Here is an 18,663-nt window from a genome sequence, read left to right on the forward strand (position 1 = left end):
AGCAGTTACAAATAGAAATAACATTTCGTTGTCATTTATTTGGCATTTTGTTGGAAAAAAGTGCTTATCTTTTTTTAGAACTCACTCGTTCATATAAACAAGAAAAAACCTCAGGAAAACTCTCCTGAGGTTTAGATATCTATCCCGTTTCTTACGTATTAATTCAACAGCGGGATAACGGTGAGGCATAAAAGATTGATCTCGCCATGTCCACCTGAAATTTGGATTGTGTTAACATTGCCTGGCTCCAAAGGAACGGTGATATTGGTGATCCCACCGAATTTCTGCAAACCGCCAGTAGATAGCGCATTCAGCAAGGAATAGTCCTGGTCATTAATCGTCAGATGCAATTTGGCCAGTCGTTCACCTGTCGCATAATGAAGCTCAATCGATGCTCTGCCACCTTCGCCTCCATCTATATTCTTAAACAAGGCGTACGCTTCTGAGGATTGAAGATTCCCGACCACGGTTTGACCGGATTGCATTGTCCTGATTTCAGCTCCTCCAAAAACCTGACTTGCTGCACCTGCATAAACCTTCTGTTGCCGTGCAGGAACCGGGGCTGGACCAACGGACGATACACCTTCTCTTGTCTGAACCACAGGTCTGATGGAACCATCTTCATCGAACTCCAGATAGTCGATACATACGCTGCGCAGCGTACCTTCTCCAGAGATTGCTTGATTGTGATAAAAAAGGTACCATTGTCCTTTGAATTCCACTACAGAGCCATGGGTCGTGGAACAGCCGGTCGGTTCCAGGAAAATGCCTCGGTACGTCCATGGGCCAAGCGGATTCTCGCTTGTTGCGTATCTCATACGGTTGTTGTCTTCCAGATTGTCCGCATAGCTAAGATAATAAAGATTGTTTCTTTTGAACACCCAGGCCGCTTCATGAAAATCCTCAAGTCCTTGCATTTCTGTCATACCGTTCTCCAGTGACATCATATCTTCATTGAGCTTGCCTCCCAGACAGACACTGCCGCCACCATAGTAGATATAGGCGCTATTGTCATCGTCTACAATTACACACGGATCAATCAATGCAAACCCGCCAAGCCCCTCGATATACCCTTGATCCGTAAAGCCATGCGCTGGATAGCGACTGGTGGCAACCCCGATCTTCCAGGAATCATTCCAGTTCGAATCACTTGGATGCGGATAATAGAAGTAATAGGTCCCATTCTTGTATGCACAGTCAGGCGCCCACATGAACCCGCCCTCCGGTCTGCCCCAGGAAACGTCGTCTGAACGGAGTATTTCCCCTTCGTCCAACCAGTGAACCATATCCTCCGAGGAGAAAACATGATATCTGTCCATGAGATCGCAACCTCTGGCTGGGTCCATATCATGAGATGCGTAAATGTAAATTTTACCGTCGTTCCATACATGGGCCGAAGGATCTGCTGTATATATAGATGTGATTGCTGGATTCATGGATGTAGTCTTTTGGCGTGTGGTTTCGAAGCCAATATCATTAGTAGTCATTTTTAATCCTCCTGAACGTATACGAACTTGTTAAAATCATGCCATTTGGGCTCTATTGATGACTTGTTGGATGGTTTGCCGTCACTGGAATCTGGTTTTTGAACATGCGATTGATATCCCCTGCAAGTCGGAGATAAAAGTCTGAAGATACGGCAACACCGTCGGCATCCAGCGTTAGAAAATATTGATTGGTTGGAATCATGGAGCTGTTCTCTGCCATCTTGGCAATAGCCGTACCTTCATCGTACTCGTCAAACATCGCGATATATCCGGTATTGATACCGATGCTCTTCAGATTGTAAGCCTGCCTCCACATGAAGTCTCCATGCAGACGCGGATTCTCGTTTCTTGGGCCACCAGTCATGTTCGACCAAGCCGAACCCGGCCAGATCACTGGCTGATAGTCAATTCCATTTTGCTGTGTGAAAGCCAGATCAGGTTGAAGCTGATTCGTTTTGAAGCTGTCCGCTTGCTGAATATTGCCGAAGCGGGCAACGGACCAAGGCGAGATCATATCCAACGATTTGTAGACGTTCATAAAATCAGATCGAGAGTCGTTATTTCCCGTTCTCCAATACGTAGGTACGCCACCGATGACATAGATCCCCTGGTTTTTGAACCAACCGATCAAATCGGCCGCCTCTGCTGCAGTACCCGGCCGATCCGTGAAGCCAATACCCCAGATGCAGACAACCATTTTGCCATTCTGCTTCGCATAGGCCGAAGATGATGGCAGGTGCATGTTGTTCACAACGTTGGTCGTCCAGTCATGCTTAACTGCCTGTACCCAATTGCTCGCATTCATGCCCGTAATGTCATACATGACATAGAACTTGCGATTATAAGATTCCGCGGCATTTTTAACCTTGACGGCTACGCTGTCCCGGTTGCTTTTCCAGTTGTTAGGTGTGTCACTCTCATCTGCGCCGAACCGTTGCAATGCTGCACCGTCGATATTGTATGTTTGCATCCACTCAAAATGTTTGTTGACCGTCTCCTGATCGTATGAGGAGAACAATTTGGCAGGAGAACCATTACCGAGGTTCGCCAAACTTGTCTGATACAGCTTGGAATATTCGCGAAGGTCTGGATATAATTCGAAATTCACGTTGCCATTTGCTGATGGCGCATTGCTATTTTTGGACCAGTGCACCCAGCCCCCGTTCGGTGAACCGTCTCCGGCTGCGTTGAACCAGCCTTGATACCCGGCATACAATTTGCCTACGACATCGCCTCCGCTGCCTGCGGCGGAAGCACTGAACTTGAACCAGAGTAGATTGAACAAATTTCCGGTTCCGCCCGTGAATTTAAGGTAGACTGTGTGTACACCAGTGGCACCACTGATTGACCCGGACTTCGTTTGCCAGGATTGCCACCCGCCCGTACCTGGAACAGCAACAGTTCCCGCGAGTGTCCCGTTTAGGCTATCCAGACGAACCTCAATGGTACCGCCACTGTTATTGCTGGCTACTCTCACGTCGATTGAATTGGCACCGCTGCCAAAATCCACATTGTTGAATACAATATAATCGCCGTTGTCGATAAATGCGACATTTTGCCCGCCCTCGCTGGAACTTTCCAGCTGGACTCCGGATTGACTGTTATAACTGGAGGCCTGCGTTTGATTAAACGCGGAAGCTGCCGATACGATGGAAGGAGACATAGACAAACACAACGTAAGAATCAATAATGCCGCACTTGCAAAAGCCAAAACCTTCTTGTTTTTTTGCATGAAATTTAGCATAGTATCCCCCTATTCATTTTAGTTGCGCGTGAGCTACTCCTGTTCTTCATCCGTCCACGAATGCTTCGGGCCCCAGGACAGAAGCTCTTTCACCATTCCATTACTAACAATGGCTTCTCGATTAGAGAAAGGTGTACGTAGATCTTTTACATCGGGATAAAAGGTGGCGAGCAATTCTGTCGTTGGGCGATCACTTAACGTATCATTAGCAGTAACATTAACGTGAACAGCCCCATCATAATCGGCGTGCAGAGCAGCCAAACAAGCATCCACGGCATCCCTGATATCAATGTAGCTCCAACATATGTGCTTGAACGTTTCTGCCTTCGCAATAGCCAGATGTCTGTACTCTCCCGGTCCCACAATCATTGAAAAACGGAGGGAAATCACCTGCATCCCGCTTCTCCGATGAAACATCTCTGCAGTGACCTCATTAACAATCTTAGACAGGCCGTAACATTCCTGTGGCTGTTGCGGATGCTGTTCATCCACCGGGAAATAATCGGGAGAGAAGGGTTTGTTGGCCCAGGCAAATCCGTAGGATGATTCACTGGAGCCCATGACCACCTTTTTTATACCGAGCAAAGAGGCTGCTTCCAGCACATGGTATCCGGAAAGTGTATTATTAGCGAAAATGTAGCTGTGAGGGTAGTGAAGCGGCGCAGGAATTGCGGCCAGATGGATGATCGCATCCACTCCGGCAAGTGCTCCCACGACTTGACCATAATCGTTCAGATCGACAATAATCTGTCTGCAACGCACCCGGTCAGACAGGTGTTTATCCAGCGATACGACATCATGACCTTGTAATTGCAGCTTCTCAATGACCTGTGAACCCAGCTTTCCGCCTCCGCCTGTAACTGCAATCGTCTTCATTCCTATATCTCTCCTGTCTGTTCTAGTCACTTCGTTAGGGTCGCACCAATGTCCCATCCGCTTTGCGGTCTAGAGGATACGGCCGATGATATTTGTTGTGATCCCATGAGTCACTTAGTAATGATCTGGCCTTCACTTCATCCAGTTCAATGCCCAGTCCCGGTTTGTTGGAAGGATATAGATATCCGCCCTCTCTGACGATATGTCCCGGAAATGCCTGCAACTCATGAGGTTTAAAATGATTGATTTCCTGGATACCAAAGTTCCACAGGGCCATATCCAGATGGACAGCAGCTGCCTGGTTAACAGGATCATTCTCCCCACCCTCCTGCCAGGCTGTTCGTACTCCGTAGGCTTCGCCCAGCGTAGCGATCTTGCGACAAGCGCTGATTCCGCCTGCTTTCGATACCCGAACTCTGATAAAATCGATCAACTTCTCTTGAATCAGACCCGTCCACTCCTGAGGATTAACAAATAATTCTCCCACTGCCTGCGGCGTAGCACTCTGTTGACGAAGCTGTCGATACCATCCGATCTGTTCCGGAGCAAGTGCATCTTCCAGAAAGAAAAGATGATAAGGTTCAAGCCGCTTCGACAGCTGAATGGCATGAATGGGGGATAAATGCTCATGCACATCGTGAGTAAACTGAATCCCATTACCAAATTCCAGGCGCAACTTCTCGAACATGTCAGGGATGGCATGCAGATACGCATGTTCATCGAATACAGGACCGCTGCTCCAGGGCTCGCGTGGCAAATTCGCGTCCTTGCCGCTGACAAATCCCCCGCCACCGTAACCCCCCATCTGCACTCGAATGACCGTGTACCCTTCTTCCATAAAACGAGAAACATCTTCTTTCAGCTCGCTGATATCAGCACCTCCGGCATGGCCGTAACAGGGAACTGCCGAACGGCAGGCCCCTCCTAACAATTGATATACCGGCAGATTCGCTTCCTTGCCCTTGATATCCCACAGGGCCATGTCAATTCCACCAATGGCCGTATGAAGTATTGCCCCATTTCTCCAATATCCGCTCATATGCATGAGATGCCACAAATCTTCAATCTGGGATGCATCCCTCCCTATGAGTAATGGTGCCAGCAGTTGTTCGATGACCTGAACCACCGCTTCGGGATTATAAAGATCGGAAGCAGAACCCAATCCGTAAAGACCATCCTGATCCGTCGAAATCTTCACAATGGTCCAGCTTCCGTCGTGCCTTGTACGTATGCATTCTATCCGTGTAATTTTAGCCATGCGTTCACTCTCCTCATCTGCTCCATTTCAATCCTATCGGAAGGTTTAAGGCAAACGGTTGTATAAACGATACAGCAGCACTGCGGTCTCAGCACGTGTCATTGTATCTTCCGGATGGAAGCTGCCATTGCTTCCTTCCATCATTGTTGATCTGGTTAATGAATCAATGGCATCGCGGGCATATGCCTTAATCAAATGAGTATCTTTATAGTCATTCAGACCGGATTCACCTTCAGGAAGAGGCTGCATCCCTATAACTTGCATAGCTCGGTAGATCATAACCGCTGCTTCTTCCCGGGTAATTGGAGACGCTGGCGAGAATCGATCCGCGCCTGCCCCTTGAATGACGCCCAGCGTTCTTGCGGTATTCACGGACTGTTCGTAATAAACATGCTCAGGTACATCCGCGAAGCGTTCCACCTTGCTTCCCTGATCAGGTTGTAATTCTAAGGCATTGGTAAGCAGAGTTACGAAATCCGCTCGGCGGATCATGGATTGAGGCTGATATTCTGTCGGTGTCATTCCACGAATAACCCCTTTGGACACTAGAACTTCGATGGCATGGCGGGCCCATGATAGCTGCTGTATATCCTGGAATGTTCGATTATCCTGAGTAATTGCATAAACTCCGTTTTGCCATGTTTTGAAAATCATTTGTTCCGATTTTTTATTGAACTTCCCATTTGGAACGGAGATCATTTGCCCGTCATCCGAGATACGTCGTACTGCAAGTTTTTCCGGGTCCAGCGGTTCAGTTACATTAGGCTGATAAGGTAAACTTACTGTGATTGACGTAATGGAATTTTGCCATGCAACGGAGTTGCCATCCGACATCACAGATAATGAAATCGCAGGCCGCCCCCCTAAGTCTGATTTCATCTTGGCACTCCAAGTGCTTCGGTCAGCCTTACTTAATACCAAGGTAATACGCTCTCCAATCGTTCCTTGGGTATTGGCCAGCAAATTGCTCGGAACCAGCAGCACTCCCCATGCTGTTCGAATCTCCAACCAATGGGTAGATGGTGTTTCCTGTAAAAAGCTGGATGGAAGTGTCAGAGCATACCCTTCAGCACCATCCACGGATTCGATGTCTACAATCAGCTTCTTTTTCCCGTCCTGATCAGAGGTGATGCGGTTGAATGCATCCTCCATCATCTTGTTGGTGAGCTCGGCTGTTGCCAATGCAGCAGCTTTATCCAGCTTGGGCTGAAGCTGCATTGTAGCCCCAGGAGCGGCAGATATTGCTTCATTCTCCCCTCCAGTCGGAGAGCCCCCTCCAGCACTTGGCTGCGAACCCGAGCCTGGCCGTGGATTGGGTCCCCCAGGATTCGAATTGGAACCTGATGTAAGAGCAGCGAGTCTTACGAGTAATGAGGACTTCAACGTACCGCCCGGTAGCAGAGTGACAAAGTTGGTTGCTGTATCTATAGAGGTAACATCTTTCTTTTGCTCCGCAGTACGAACACTCGACTCGGCCGATTGCTCCAACAATGTCACGTAATCACCCGTAAGCAGATACAAGTTTCCGAATAAACGTGCATCTTTACTTGTACCGATCCCTCCATTAAACTCCATAAATCCTGATCGACCTTCGCCATCGTTTTCATTGACAAGTAATGCAAAACCGATAGGTTTGTCAGGTTGGAACGAATATCCTTCCTGATGAAGCGCTGCAAAAGGCAGCGTAATTTGATAATGAGTAATATGGGTCGTCTCGTCCCGGGTAATGTTTGCTGAAGCGGATTCCAATAATCCTGTAGCAACCCCTTCCGGAGCTCGCCATCTCCATTTCGTGATGACACCTTCCTGATTCAGTGCAAAACCAAGCTCATTCACCTGTTTGCTGGCCGCACCATCCTCTTTGCCAAGGTCAATACCGAGCTGTAAACTGTCTCCTTGCCATATATCGCCATTGGTATTGGATTGATGGTGAATATCGTCCTTGACGTCCACCTTGAGAAGCAAATTTTCCGCATCCCAACTTGCTTTAGCTTGAATGCTGAGATCATTCGGACCTCCCCAGCTTCCACCGACGCTGTTATAATGCTCCGGACTGGAAACCTCAATGAATGGCAGCGTTCCAACAGCATCTTTTTGTGCCGCAAAGGATTGTGACAGTTTGACTGAAGTTTCGTAGCGGAACCCGTTCTCAAGCGTTACTCTGAATTTGAGCAAGTCACTTGATATATAAGGAAGCGCCACATCCATGCTTTTCCCAATACCCAGCCCCTGAAATCGTACTGGCTTAAACATCGCCTGATACACACTCGGTTCAATCAGTTCGATCTGCCCTTTAAGCAAAGCCTCACCTGCAACATTAGTCAAAGTCAGCATGCTTCCGGGATCACCTGGTCTGGATGGATCATACCCAAGCTGGTTCAGTTTGAGTGCCAAAGGAAACAGATTAGTACCCGTCACTTTTCCAGGAGGTGCCTCATTCTCCATCTGAAAACCGCCATTAAACAGGTTGTTGGATATCACCATCTTCTCTACGTTTGGACCTGCAACCACATGATTTGTACGTGGCTGTTGAAAATAGGAATTGTAGAGGGTAATATCACCACCGATTGCGTTAATGCCGATTTCACCAACGTTCGTGAAGTTTCCCTGCTGTATGCGGATATCTCCTCCATGTATATCAAAGGACCTTGTTGTGTCTCCCCACATGGACGTATTGAAGAACACCGCTTTGGAACCAAAGTCTGGCCCAACCTCCACGTATACCTTGTCTGTTGTACTCATGGAAACAAGCTCTGTATTGATAAACGAAAGACCAGCTGTTCCCGCATGTTGTAATACGGCTCCCTTTTTACTGCCATCCGTGCCATGACCAATAACGACGGCTTCAGGCCCTCTTCCATTCTGTTCTTCAAAATGAATACCGTACTTTGATCCGTATACAAATGTATTGAAAATAACCTGATTCGTGACATCCCCAATACGGAAGGCGTCAAGATTCTCTTTTTGATAATTCCAAATTTGATTAAATTCTTCATCATTCGATGGATGATTCGGATAATTGTTCCGACCATAATAATGCGGATTGAACTGCACATTCCGCATGTATCCTCCGTCTGACCCGCCACCAAGATATATGCCTTCCTTGAGCGGTGATCCCGCTACATAATCGATATAATGACCACTTGTATCATAGGTGCCGAAGTCGACAGCCTGATAGGGATTAACCAAAGTTGTATCGATCAGGTATACGTTCTTCCCTTGACCTTGCACAGTCCAGGCATAAGGCTTCACCGGATTGGTATCAGACCATGTTTGTTGATCGTAATAGACGGATAATCCGCGTAACCCCGATGCTTGCTTCAGCTGAATGAAGGCATCGGCATCCGGAGCATTTTCGCCATAGTTCGTAAAAATAACGGTTCCATTCCCGATCGTATGATGAGGTACATCATAATTGCCCCGCAGTTCTACGGCAGTCGGGACCACCAAAGCCTGCTCAACGCGGTATATGCCAGCAGGCATATAGACCGTTCCTCCACCTGCAGCTTCGGCATCATTCAATGCCTGTTGAATGGCTTGCGATGAATCCGTATTCCCTGTGTTATCAGCCAAATAGGGCTGGCTCACTACGTTAAACAACTCGCGAGTACCCGGCTTGGGCTGCACAGCAATATCCACTGAAGGAACATTAGGGATCGTTTCCAACACCAAATTTTCTTCCTGGTGGATGTTCAGTTCCGCCGAGGTACTTTCATCGTTCACTGCAAGGTTTCCTTCGTGTCCGGAATGTATGGCATTGATTGTGGCCACATCTCCCTGAAGAAGCAGGTGCCGATCCGGCTTGGCGAAGGTAGAACTACCCAGTATAAGCGAACCACTTTTGGCAACAATGGCATAATCTCCGCTTCCTTCACCCCAATTCTCGAAAGAGCTGCTCTCAAAGGACAACGTTCCACGCCCTTTATTCACCACCGCATGTTTGGGCTCCCCGCCCACCGTTACGCTGTTAAACTGGGCAATGGAGTGAAAGCCTTCCGTTGCATAAATGGCAACAGGATTCGGACCAGCACTCGCTTCGAATTGGCTATCTGTCACCAGCAATCCATAATCATTGACGCCTTCAATCTTCAGCGCTACGTTGCAGTCGTCGATCTGAATTTTGTACAGCTGCGCATTGGCTGTTTCAAGGCTTCCTGTTCTTGTCGTGATTCGTATCCCTGTCTTATAACCCGAGATATGAATATTCGACATATACTCCCAATCCGAGCGCCCCATTACGATACCTTCTGATTGCTGTATCATATATTCACGCAATTGAGATTGCTCAGGTGCTCCTGGTAAACCAGAGTTCGCCCATACATTCGGGGAAAGGTGAAGCTCTTCCAGTCTCCCAATGTCTGTTGTGAAATCCAGAAAGATACCGGTTTTCAGTGTGGTGCCGTATACATCCTTCACATAATGAAGTTCGTTCCATTCCGGGCCAATCTTAATCCCCTGGTACGCATTGACGAGTGTTACATTTTTCACCGTGGCACTGTCACCTGGAAGCTGTTCCATCGTCCATGGATAGGCCACCGGGTTATTCATATTCTGTTCGGGATACCAGATCGACACATGTGTTACCCCACTAGAAGGTTCCATCTTTATGAAGCTGTTCCCGTTAGCTTGACCTTTGCCGCCGTATACAGCAAGGATCGTACCTTTGACTAACCCGCCATGCTCGTCGGGATTCCCCCAATCGCCGCGAAGCGTAACGCCTGTTGGAATAACCAGCTCTCCGGTTAATTTATAGGTTCCAGATGGTACGAACACAACTCCCCCACCTTGATTTCCGGCTACTGCCAGCGATTCTTTGAATGCTTGAGTATCGTCTGAGACCCCGTCCCCTATTGCTCCATAATCGGTTACGCTTCGATCTGCAATGACGATATCTGATGTAGGGAATTCCGTATCATAGACCTTGGTCTGAATACCCGACTGCTGCTGAGGTTGCTTATGGACGGTTACTTTCGCCAGATGAAGTTCCGGATTGTTGGCTGGTGCCCCTGCGCCGCTAACCCCGATTCGGAAATCCGCATCATGGGTGCGGTTACCGAAATTGGCATCGCTGAGCTTGAAGGTATGTGTCTTCCAGGTTCCCGTATTTTCATACCGGAACAAAGGGGCATCCTTGAAATTGGATTGCTTCGAATCGTATTGCAGAGACAACGCTCCACTATCGCTATCGTAATATTCAACAGTGACGAACACGTCCTGATCGGTATTTTCAAACAAATATTCATCCGCAACATTAAAGTAAAAATACAGGATGTTATCGGCCGGATTTGTTGGATTCACCGTCTGATTGGTTTTCCAATAATCCTTGCCGTCAAACGTCCCCACTTGAAGACCTGCTGGAGGTCCATCGCCGGGACGAGCCGTTATGCCCTGCTGCACAGGAGTTTCCCCCAACGTAATACTTACCGAGTCAGGTGACACATCATTTAGATGGACGTCTCCCTGTTCAGTAACATCTTCCCCCTCTGCTGCCGCGTGTGTGGTTGCTGGTGTGATGTATAGCCCTGAACATAACATGACAATAGTCAACAGCACTGAAATGGTACACCTGGCACCTAACCATAATCGTTTGTTCACAATCGTACCTCCCATTAACTTGATCATGTAATCAAGCTGCACGAAAACAGGGTTGTCGTATGTGGAACATGATGCATCCGTTTTCAATTCGCAGCAGTGGAGAGAACTCCAAGACTGAATTGTTTATTTTAAACGTGTTGTGGGTTGAATGCCGATCGTCTGAATTTTTGCTGATCCCACATTCAAAGCATAACTTCCCTCATCCGCTACTTTCATGGCTTCACCTTGATCTTCAACAATTGTACTTTCGTACACCTCCTTAGCCTCAAACGAAGGCGTTACCTTCAGTGAAGTCGTCTCCGATGACACATTGAACACCCTGAACAGCATGTCATCATTTGCCTCGCCCCGTTTAAGCGCACTAAAAGCGAGATGATCACCCTCCCATTGCAAAAACTCGTGGGCAGCGGGTAACGTACCACCATGTACCCCTGTCTGTTGAACAGTCCAGGGAACCGGGAACTGATACGCTTGCACATAAGCATCGGACTCAATAACATCCAGATCATGTGAGATGAGCTCCATTTCCAGAATGTGCTGTCCGAGACATTGGGCCTCCGGCGTTGCAAATACTCCCCAATCCCCAAGCTCACGTACCCCACGCAGCAGTGTCACAGCAATGGTATTCTGATTAGCCAATACTTCGTACTCATTAAGACCTTTATTCGCAATCGTCAGCCCTTCACGACCATTGCTGATACTGACAAATGCATTTTGATGCTGCGCATTGCTGGGATTTCTCCATTCCGCTTCCGGCTGTATCGGGCGTTGGGCCAGTTCGTAAATAGAGTCAACGGTAACATGACTTGCTTCGAGTCCCGTTTGGAACAACATGCGAATTCGATGATCCTGAACCGTGTTATCGATATAGCTTTTAATGCCAACCGAACGAGCCGTTTTTTCAAGGATCAGCTCTGTACGAATGCTCACTTCTCTAGTTTCGTCCAGCCGTTGGGATTTCCGGTAACGAAATGGAACCATGGAGCGGATCTCTTCATCCAGCAGTTCATCTGCGGAGGCCGGAAGCTTCCAGTTATGCACGATCTCATAAACGGCTTTCAGTGGTGTATGATGTACCAGCTTAATCTGGGCAGGCAGTCCCTGCGTAGTCAGCGGAGCTTCCTGATCCGGTTGTCTGTACATATACTCATTTCCGATATCCCCCGTATCCTCATAAATACCAAGCCCTGTATAATTACGACCGTTCACTTTATCCAACATGGTAAACGATCCATCCCCCGCAATCTCGATCCGCACATAATCGTTCTCCATCACTTGCTCTTCTGTAACAAGTTCAGTGGTAGTCAGTTCGCTAAGCGTATTCTCTCCAGAAACACTCTTAGGCACAAGAGCAAAAGTATGATATCCAAAACCCGGGATGTCCTGGACATGAAGCTCTACATCCACTTGATATGCCCAGTAAGGTTGACGGAATCGATTATCCGGCAAATCATATCCAAATGTCGGTCCAACGAGTGTGATCACGGCTTCCACTTGCATGCCTTCCGCGTTCAATACAACCCAATCGTTCGGGTCAAAGGCTTCATATTCGCGCTTAAATTCCTGATACTTTTCATGCGGAGGCTGGTGGTCAAAGTAACGTCGCTCAACGTCCATCCTAGTTACAATTACATTGGATCGACGATGTCCCGAAGTGTTAAACACTACAAAAGGCAACGCACAATCTGCGTCAAAACCAGATGTATCCACGGATTCAGCTATTGTACGAGCACTCTGAACCGATATGGCTTCAGCCACTTCTTGCGATTTGGCAAATCGGGTCATCATTTCCCTATGAACCTCGTCAACACTGCACCCGCAGATGCTGTCATGAGGATGATTCTTCAGTAACGTCTTCCATGCATATAACAGCTCATGCCGTGGATAAATGCCTGTGTACAGAGAGGCCATGACTGCCAGCGGCTCAGCCACTTTCTCCAGTAACGTCTGGCTTTTTACATTTTGCTGTTTGATATACACCCTTGCTGAAGCAGTATTTACAAGTGTGATCCAGCCGTCGGTCCATTGGCTTCGAAGTTCACCGCGAATGACGTCCAATGATTGTGGTTTCGCTTTTTGCAAAGCCTGAATGTACTCGGGAAAGCTGGAATGGCGAAACGTCACATCTGGCATAATCTCGGTAGCCATCTTTAATGCTTGTGTCAGATCCTTCTGGAGCGGCTGATGATCGCATCCGTTCATGAACAGGAGTTCCGAACTTGAAGCAAACTCTTCTGCTGCAGCCAGCTTTTTGGCCCAGTAAGCTTTGGCCTTCTCTGGTTCCACTGGAATCTCCATGCCATTGTTGTACCAATTGGCGAACAGGATCGCCAGTACACGAGTACCATCGGGTGATTCCCAATACATCTCCGAGTATTTGGAGGTATGCTCATTGCCAGACTGAATTTCGTTATTGAATCCAACTGGCTTCACTCCACGTCCATATACAGCTACCTCAATGCCTGCTTGGCTAATGAGCTGTGGTGCCTGACCCATATTGCCGAAGGAATCGGGGAAATATCCGATTTTCGCATATCCTCCCATTTGTTCTGAGGCTTGAATCCCAATTAACAGATTACGTGCATTGGCTTCACTGCTGACGAGGAATTCATCTTGAAGGATGTACCATGGACCAACGATCAGCTTGCCCTGCTCAATTAACTTGCGAACCTGATTCGACCTGTGCGGCATGATTTCCAGGTAATCCTCCAGCACAATAAACTGCCCATCCAGATGGAAATTCGTAAATTCTGGGTCATTTTCAAACGTCTCGATTAAATCCTCCATGAGCTGAACAAGCAACATTCGGTGCTTCTCGAAGGATAGATACCACTCCCTGTCCCAGTGAGAATGTGCGACAATATGTGCGGTTTTTGTAGTCATTCATTTCATTCCAATCTTGTATGATTTAGTTGTTGTGTATTTACATTTTCACTGAACCTACCGTCATGCCCTTGACATACATCTTCTGCATGAACGGGAAGGCAAGCAGGATTGGAATGACCGTAATTAAAGCCCCTGCCATGAGTTCATTCCATTTCTTAAATGAAGATGAATCCAAATACATGAGTCCCATTGGTAACGTAAACATATCCCGGCTATCCACGATGATCATCGGCCACAAAATATTGTTCCAGCTTCCGATAAAGTTCAGAATCGCAATGGTTCCGATAGCGGGCAACGCCAATGGCAGATAGATTCTGTAGTAGATTTTGAAATTGTTGCATCCATCCAGGACGGCGCTTTCGTATAACTCATGTGAGATTGTGCGGAAGTAGCTGGTGAATAGAAAAATGGCGAAGGGTGCAGCACCATTAATCATGGGCAGGATCATGCCAATATACGTGTTTTGCAGCCCCAGATTGGTCATGTTGATATAAAGCGGAATCAATGTGGTTACCCCTGGAACGAGCAGCAAGGCAATAAACGTGTAGTAGATGAATTTTTTGCCCCGATAAACAAATTTGGCAAACGAATAGGCCATCATGGTATAGATGAGAATGACGCCTATAATCACGACTGCACTTACGATCACGCTGTTGATGAAAAACTGATAGAAGTTCAATTTGTTCCATACGTCACCAAATGTGGACCACAATGGTGCAGCTTGTGGAAACGGACTCTGTGGATTGGCTAGTGCATCCTGTGATGTCTTCAGCGAAGTGCCGATCATCCAGACAAAAGGATACAGGCAGGTCAATCCGTACAAGATTAGAATGATATGCTTAATATATTTGACCATGTGCTCCTCCTTTTAGATGTCTGCCTTGAATGAGCGAATACTGAATATGGCAATGGCACCTGTAATCAGAAATGATACCCATCCGATAGCGCTGGCCAGACCATAATCATTGTTTAGAAAAGCTGTACGGTACACGAGCGTACCAATAACCTCCGAACTGCCAGCCGGTCCGCCGCCCGTCATGATGAACACATTCTCAAAGGCCTGAAAGGCTCCGTTCACCATCTGAATGACGGCAATAAGCGTAATTGGCTTCAGCAACGGCCAGGTAATTTTCAATATCATGGTTGTTTTCTTGGCACCATCCACACTTGCTGCTTCATACAGCGTCGGATCAATGGAAGTCAGACCAGCGTAATACAGAATCAGCGTACCAGGCAGACCGCCCCAGATTGATGTCAAAATAATACCGAGTAAAGAAGTAGATGAACTCCCCAGCATTCCACCAGGTACTGCAAGGAAATCCAAGCCCATCCATAAGAAGAGTGAGTTGAATGCTCCACTAGGTTCAAACAAGCCTTTCCATACATAAAAGATAGCTACGCCAGATGCGATCATCGGCAGAAAATAAATCGTCCGGTACCAAGTTGCTGCCTTCGTATTTTGCAGCACAAAAGCCAGCACAAGTGCGATTGGAACGACGACCACAACCTGTGAAACCGCAATAATCAGATTGTGCAGAACGGCATTATAGAAATTCCGGGTTACAATCGGATCATCACCGAGCAGGAACTGACGAAAATTCGCCAGACCTTCAAACCTTGCGGTGGAAAAATCGATACCGGACCAGTTATAAAAGCTAAGCATGATCGAGAATCCGACCGAATACACGCCGATGGCAAGAAACAAAAGTACGCCCGGCAGTAAAAAGAGATACGGCATCCACTTATTTCGACTTTTTATCATGATCAATCACCTTTTGCTCTCAATTTGGCAATCGCCAGCCCCTTACGGGGCTTGCCGATTGCTTTGGTGTTCTAGTTCCCGCTCGCTTTCAGACTTTCCATGGTGTCGTCGAACTTCTTGGCGACTTGTTCAGCAGTCATCTTTTTCTCGATCATGGATTGCATGGACTGGGCATACACTTCCCACTCTTTGTGCTTGCCACGATACGTATTGATCGCTGGTGAAGCTTGACTGTAAGGACCAGGCTCGGCAGCGAATGCATCTGAAATGGATTTCAGGTTCGGGTCCAGATCATTTGCACGATCGCCCAGATTCAGCGCAGGTACTGTATACGCCGCATTAGCAAAAGCAACAGCAGCATCCGGATCCCCTGTCAGGAATTTAATGAAATCAAGCGCTTCAGCCTTGTTCTGCGAATCTTTATTCACTGACAACATCGTTAACGTGAACGGATCAGTCGTCCAGCTGTTAATTTTCGATCCTTCAAGCGGTGGTACCGGGAAGGTGAATATATCGTCAGGACTCATTCCCATAGCCAGTAACGTAGACATCGTGAAGGAACCACCGAGATCGAAAGCGGCTTTGCCAGCAGCAAACGCCTGGTCTGCTCCATCAATATCCGTTGACAAAATTCCCGGCATAAGCAGATCTTTGTTTGCCAGTGTCTCCATCGCTTTCACTACCGGCAGATTTGAAGGGTCGCTTAGTTTAGACTTTCTTTCGAGCAGATCAATATAACCTTGAGGTTCGTTCAGCATGATGGACAGTGCCGAACCGGCCCAGTTCTCCCACAGATCAGGCAGCTTTGCACCAAACACAAGCCCAGGAGTACCTGTTTTCTCTTTGACAGTCTCCATCATGGTGACAAACTCTTCCCATGTTTTTGGCGCTTCGGCTGTCAGCCCTGCTTCTTCGATCAGCTTCTTGTTACCATAGAAAGTAAAGAATCCTCCGATATCAAGCGGCAGTCCGTAGAACTGGCCAGTCTTCAGTGACTTTTGAATTGTGGTGGCGTTCTTGTCTTCTTTCCAGGAATCAACCTGGCTCTGTGTGACAATGATCGGGTCCATTGCAGCACTGTAGTAGCTGTTCAACAGATCATCGTCGACTTCACCTGACAGTTCGAGCACTGAGTTCTCGATAGAATCGCCTGCCGTTGCCCACCAGTTCACAATATCCGGCAAATTTTTGGAGTTGGCTGCCGCCTGGAATTTTTGGCGATACGTATCATCTGGTGTAAAGGTCTCGAGTTTGACTTTGATTCCTGTTTTCTCTTCATACAATTTCGCAGCTGCTTCAATCCCTGGCGTGTAAGCAACCTTCCACGTCCACATCGTCAGCTCTTTACTCGCTTTGGGTTCCGTCCCCCCGGACTGCGCATCACCGCAAGCGCTTACAATGAGTGAGAAAACAGTTAACAAAGTAACGATCATGCCTGCTCTTTTTTTCATCCCGCAACCACCCTTATCTTTAATTTTGGATCGTTTCTGGCTTAATGAATATTCCACGACAACAAATTGGCGTTAAAAACCGCTGCACCCCCTTTTTCGAATTAAGGAACACTTGAGAAAAAATTTGTGGCATAGATAAGATTGTCAAGGCTCATTGGAAACGCTTTATCCAACGAACTTTAAAAACAATATAAACAACATACTTTTACTTGTAAATGTTTATTTTTAGATACAACTTAACAAATTGTATTTCTAATAAATTGTTTATTCATAAGGTTTTTTTATCATATTTGTTCGTAATTTCAATCTTCTTGTCTTACTCACTTGTTATTGATTTTTAGCACTTGTATATGTTGTATTAATATAATATATTTAGAACGAACTAATAGTGAATGGAGATAAAATGCGATGGTGAGAACCTTCAAGCCAATGTACAAGAAAATCGAGACTTATATCATTGACCAGATTCGAAGCGGAAATTGGAAACCGGGCAGCCGAATTCCTTCCGAAAATGAACTGGCTGAACAATTCAGTGTGAGCCGTATCACGGTGAAAAATGCCCTTACTGCTCTAGTTGATAAAGGAGTGGTCTACCGACTTCAAGGCAAAGGCACCTTTGTTAACGATCACAGTCCAGAGGAAATTCATAACATCACTTCAGCGGTAAAAGAGCAGCTCACAGTACCAACAATCGGGTTCCTTCTCCCCCGTCTTGACAATAGGTTCACCGCCAATCTGCTGAGCGGAATTGAGGACACCCTTTCAGAGAATGGCTATCAATTGTTATTTGCCAAGACGAATGATTCACAAGAGACAGAGATTCTCAAAATTCAGGAAATGAAACAGGCAGGCGTCAGAGGACTAATTATCTATCCCGTTGAGGGTGAGCACTATAACAATGAGATTCTTGCGCTTACGCTAAATCGCTTTCCCCTTGTCCTTCTGGACCGCAATCTAAAAGGGGTGGAGACCAACTCCATCAGCTCGGACAACCATGAGGCAGCTATTCAGGCGGTTAAGCATCTTCATGAGCTTGGGCACAATCGAATTGGCTTTATTTCCACTCTTGCTGAGGGAACATCAAGTATTGAGGACAGATTGCATGGGTATGAGAAAGCCTTGGAGGACCGTCATATTCTGATTGATCGCAGTATACAGATGACACGTCTGGCCATGAGTGCCAGCGATGAAGAGGTTATCATGATGATTCAGAAGTTTTTACAGGCAAATCCGCAGATGACGGCCCTTCTATCCTCCAATTTCAGCCCTCATGTTATTCAAGCGGCGATGCAGATGGGAATCTCTGTACCAGAAGATTTATCTGTCGTGTTCTTCGATGATGTCGAATTTCCGGAGTTCTGTATCATTCCGCCCACGGCTGTTGTACAGCAGGAACTTGAACTCGGACGAGAAGCGGGCAGAGTCATCCTGAAACAAGTGGAGAATCCAAACAGTGAGTACCTTCAAGTTAAATTACCTACGATGCTTATTCCCAGACAATCAACAGCAAAGGCGAAATCATAGCTACCGTTACTTGGTGTTCAACAGGATGAATTTTCTGAAAACGTTTATAGTGGCATTAGATAAAGCCATTTCAATGCCTC

10 protein-coding genes are annotated in these 18,663 nt (G+C 47.0%); 1 reads left to right on the forward strand and 9 read right to left on the reverse strand.

Features of this window, described 5'->3' with window-relative positions:
* Positions 1 to 158: 158 nt before the first annotated feature.
* The 9 genes from gpAD87_RS11335 to gpAD87_RS11375 all read right to left on the reverse strand — a co-directional run bounded on the left by gpAD87_RS11335 (position 159) and on the right by gpAD87_RS11375 (position 17,059).
* Positions 159 to 1,487, reverse strand: a complete 1,329-nt coding sequence (locus tag gpAD87_RS11335; RefSeq protein WP_064638437.1) for a family 43 glycosylhydrolase — start codon at positions 1,485 to 1,487, stop codon at positions 159 to 161.
* Positions 1,488 to 1,539: 52 nt separating this feature from the next.
* Positions 1,540 to 3,231, reverse strand: a complete 1,692-nt coding sequence (locus gpAD87_RS11340; protein ID WP_082935085.1) for a carbohydrate-binding protein — start codon at positions 3,229 to 3,231, stop codon at positions 1,540 to 1,542.
* Positions 3,232 to 3,264: 33 nt separating this feature from the next.
* Positions 3,265 to 4,107 (reverse strand): NAD-dependent epimerase/dehydratase family protein, encoded by an 843-nt coding sequence (locus gpAD87_RS11345; protein WP_064638439.1) that lies wholly within the window; start codon positions 4,105 to 4,107, stop codon positions 3,265 to 3,267.
* A gap of 34 nt (positions 4,108 to 4,141) precedes the next feature.
* Positions 4,142 to 5,365 (reverse strand): enolase C-terminal domain-like protein, encoded by a 1,224-nt coding sequence (locus gpAD87_RS11350; protein WP_064638441.1) that lies wholly within the window; start codon positions 5,363 to 5,365, stop codon positions 4,142 to 4,144.
* 45 nt (positions 5,366 to 5,410) lie between these two features.
* A complete protein-coding gene (locus gpAD87_RS11355; protein ID WP_197521404.1) occupies positions 5,411 to 10,960 on the reverse strand; it encodes a glycosyl hydrolase family 28-related protein in 5,550 nt (1,849 codons plus the stop codon).
* A gap of 123 nt (positions 10,961 to 11,083) precedes the next feature.
* Positions 11,084 to 13,843 carry an alpha-mannosidase gene (locus gpAD87_RS11360; protein WP_064638445.1) on the reverse strand — a complete coding sequence of 920 codons (2,760 nt, stop codon included), beginning with the start codon at positions 13,841 to 13,843 and terminating at the stop codon, positions 11,084 to 11,086.
* Between the two features lie 40 nt (positions 13,844 to 13,883).
* A complete protein-coding gene (locus tag gpAD87_RS11365) occupies positions 13,884 to 14,702 on the reverse strand; it encodes a carbohydrate ABC transporter permease (protein ID WP_062319098.1) in 819 nt (272 codons plus the stop codon).
* A 12-nt stretch (positions 14,703 to 14,714) separates the two neighbouring features.
* Positions 14,715 to 15,608 (reverse strand): carbohydrate ABC transporter permease, encoded by an 894-nt coding sequence (locus tag gpAD87_RS11370; protein ID WP_024631712.1) that lies wholly within the window; start codon positions 15,606 to 15,608, stop codon positions 14,715 to 14,717.
* A gap of 71 nt (positions 15,609 to 15,679) precedes the next feature.
* On the reverse strand, positions 15,680 to 17,059 hold the full coding sequence (locus gpAD87_RS11375; protein ID WP_064638446.1) for an ABC transporter substrate-binding protein: 1,380 nt from the start codon (positions 17,057 to 17,059) through the stop codon (positions 15,680 to 15,682).
* Between the two features lie 429 nt (positions 17,060 to 17,488).
* Here gpAD87_RS11375 and gpAD87_RS11380 point away from each other — a divergent pair, with 429 nt between their 5' ends.
* Entirely contained in the window at positions 17,489 to 18,583 is a 1,095-nt protein-coding gene (locus tag gpAD87_RS11380) for a GntR family transcriptional regulator (protein WP_161490581.1), read from the forward strand.
* The last annotated feature ends 80 nt before the right edge of the window (positions 18,584 to 18,663 follow it).

The organism is Paenibacillus sp. AD87, assembly GCF_001659845.1.
Lineage (GTDB): Bacteria > Bacillota > Bacilli > Paenibacillales > Paenibacillaceae > Paenibacillus > Paenibacillus marchantiae.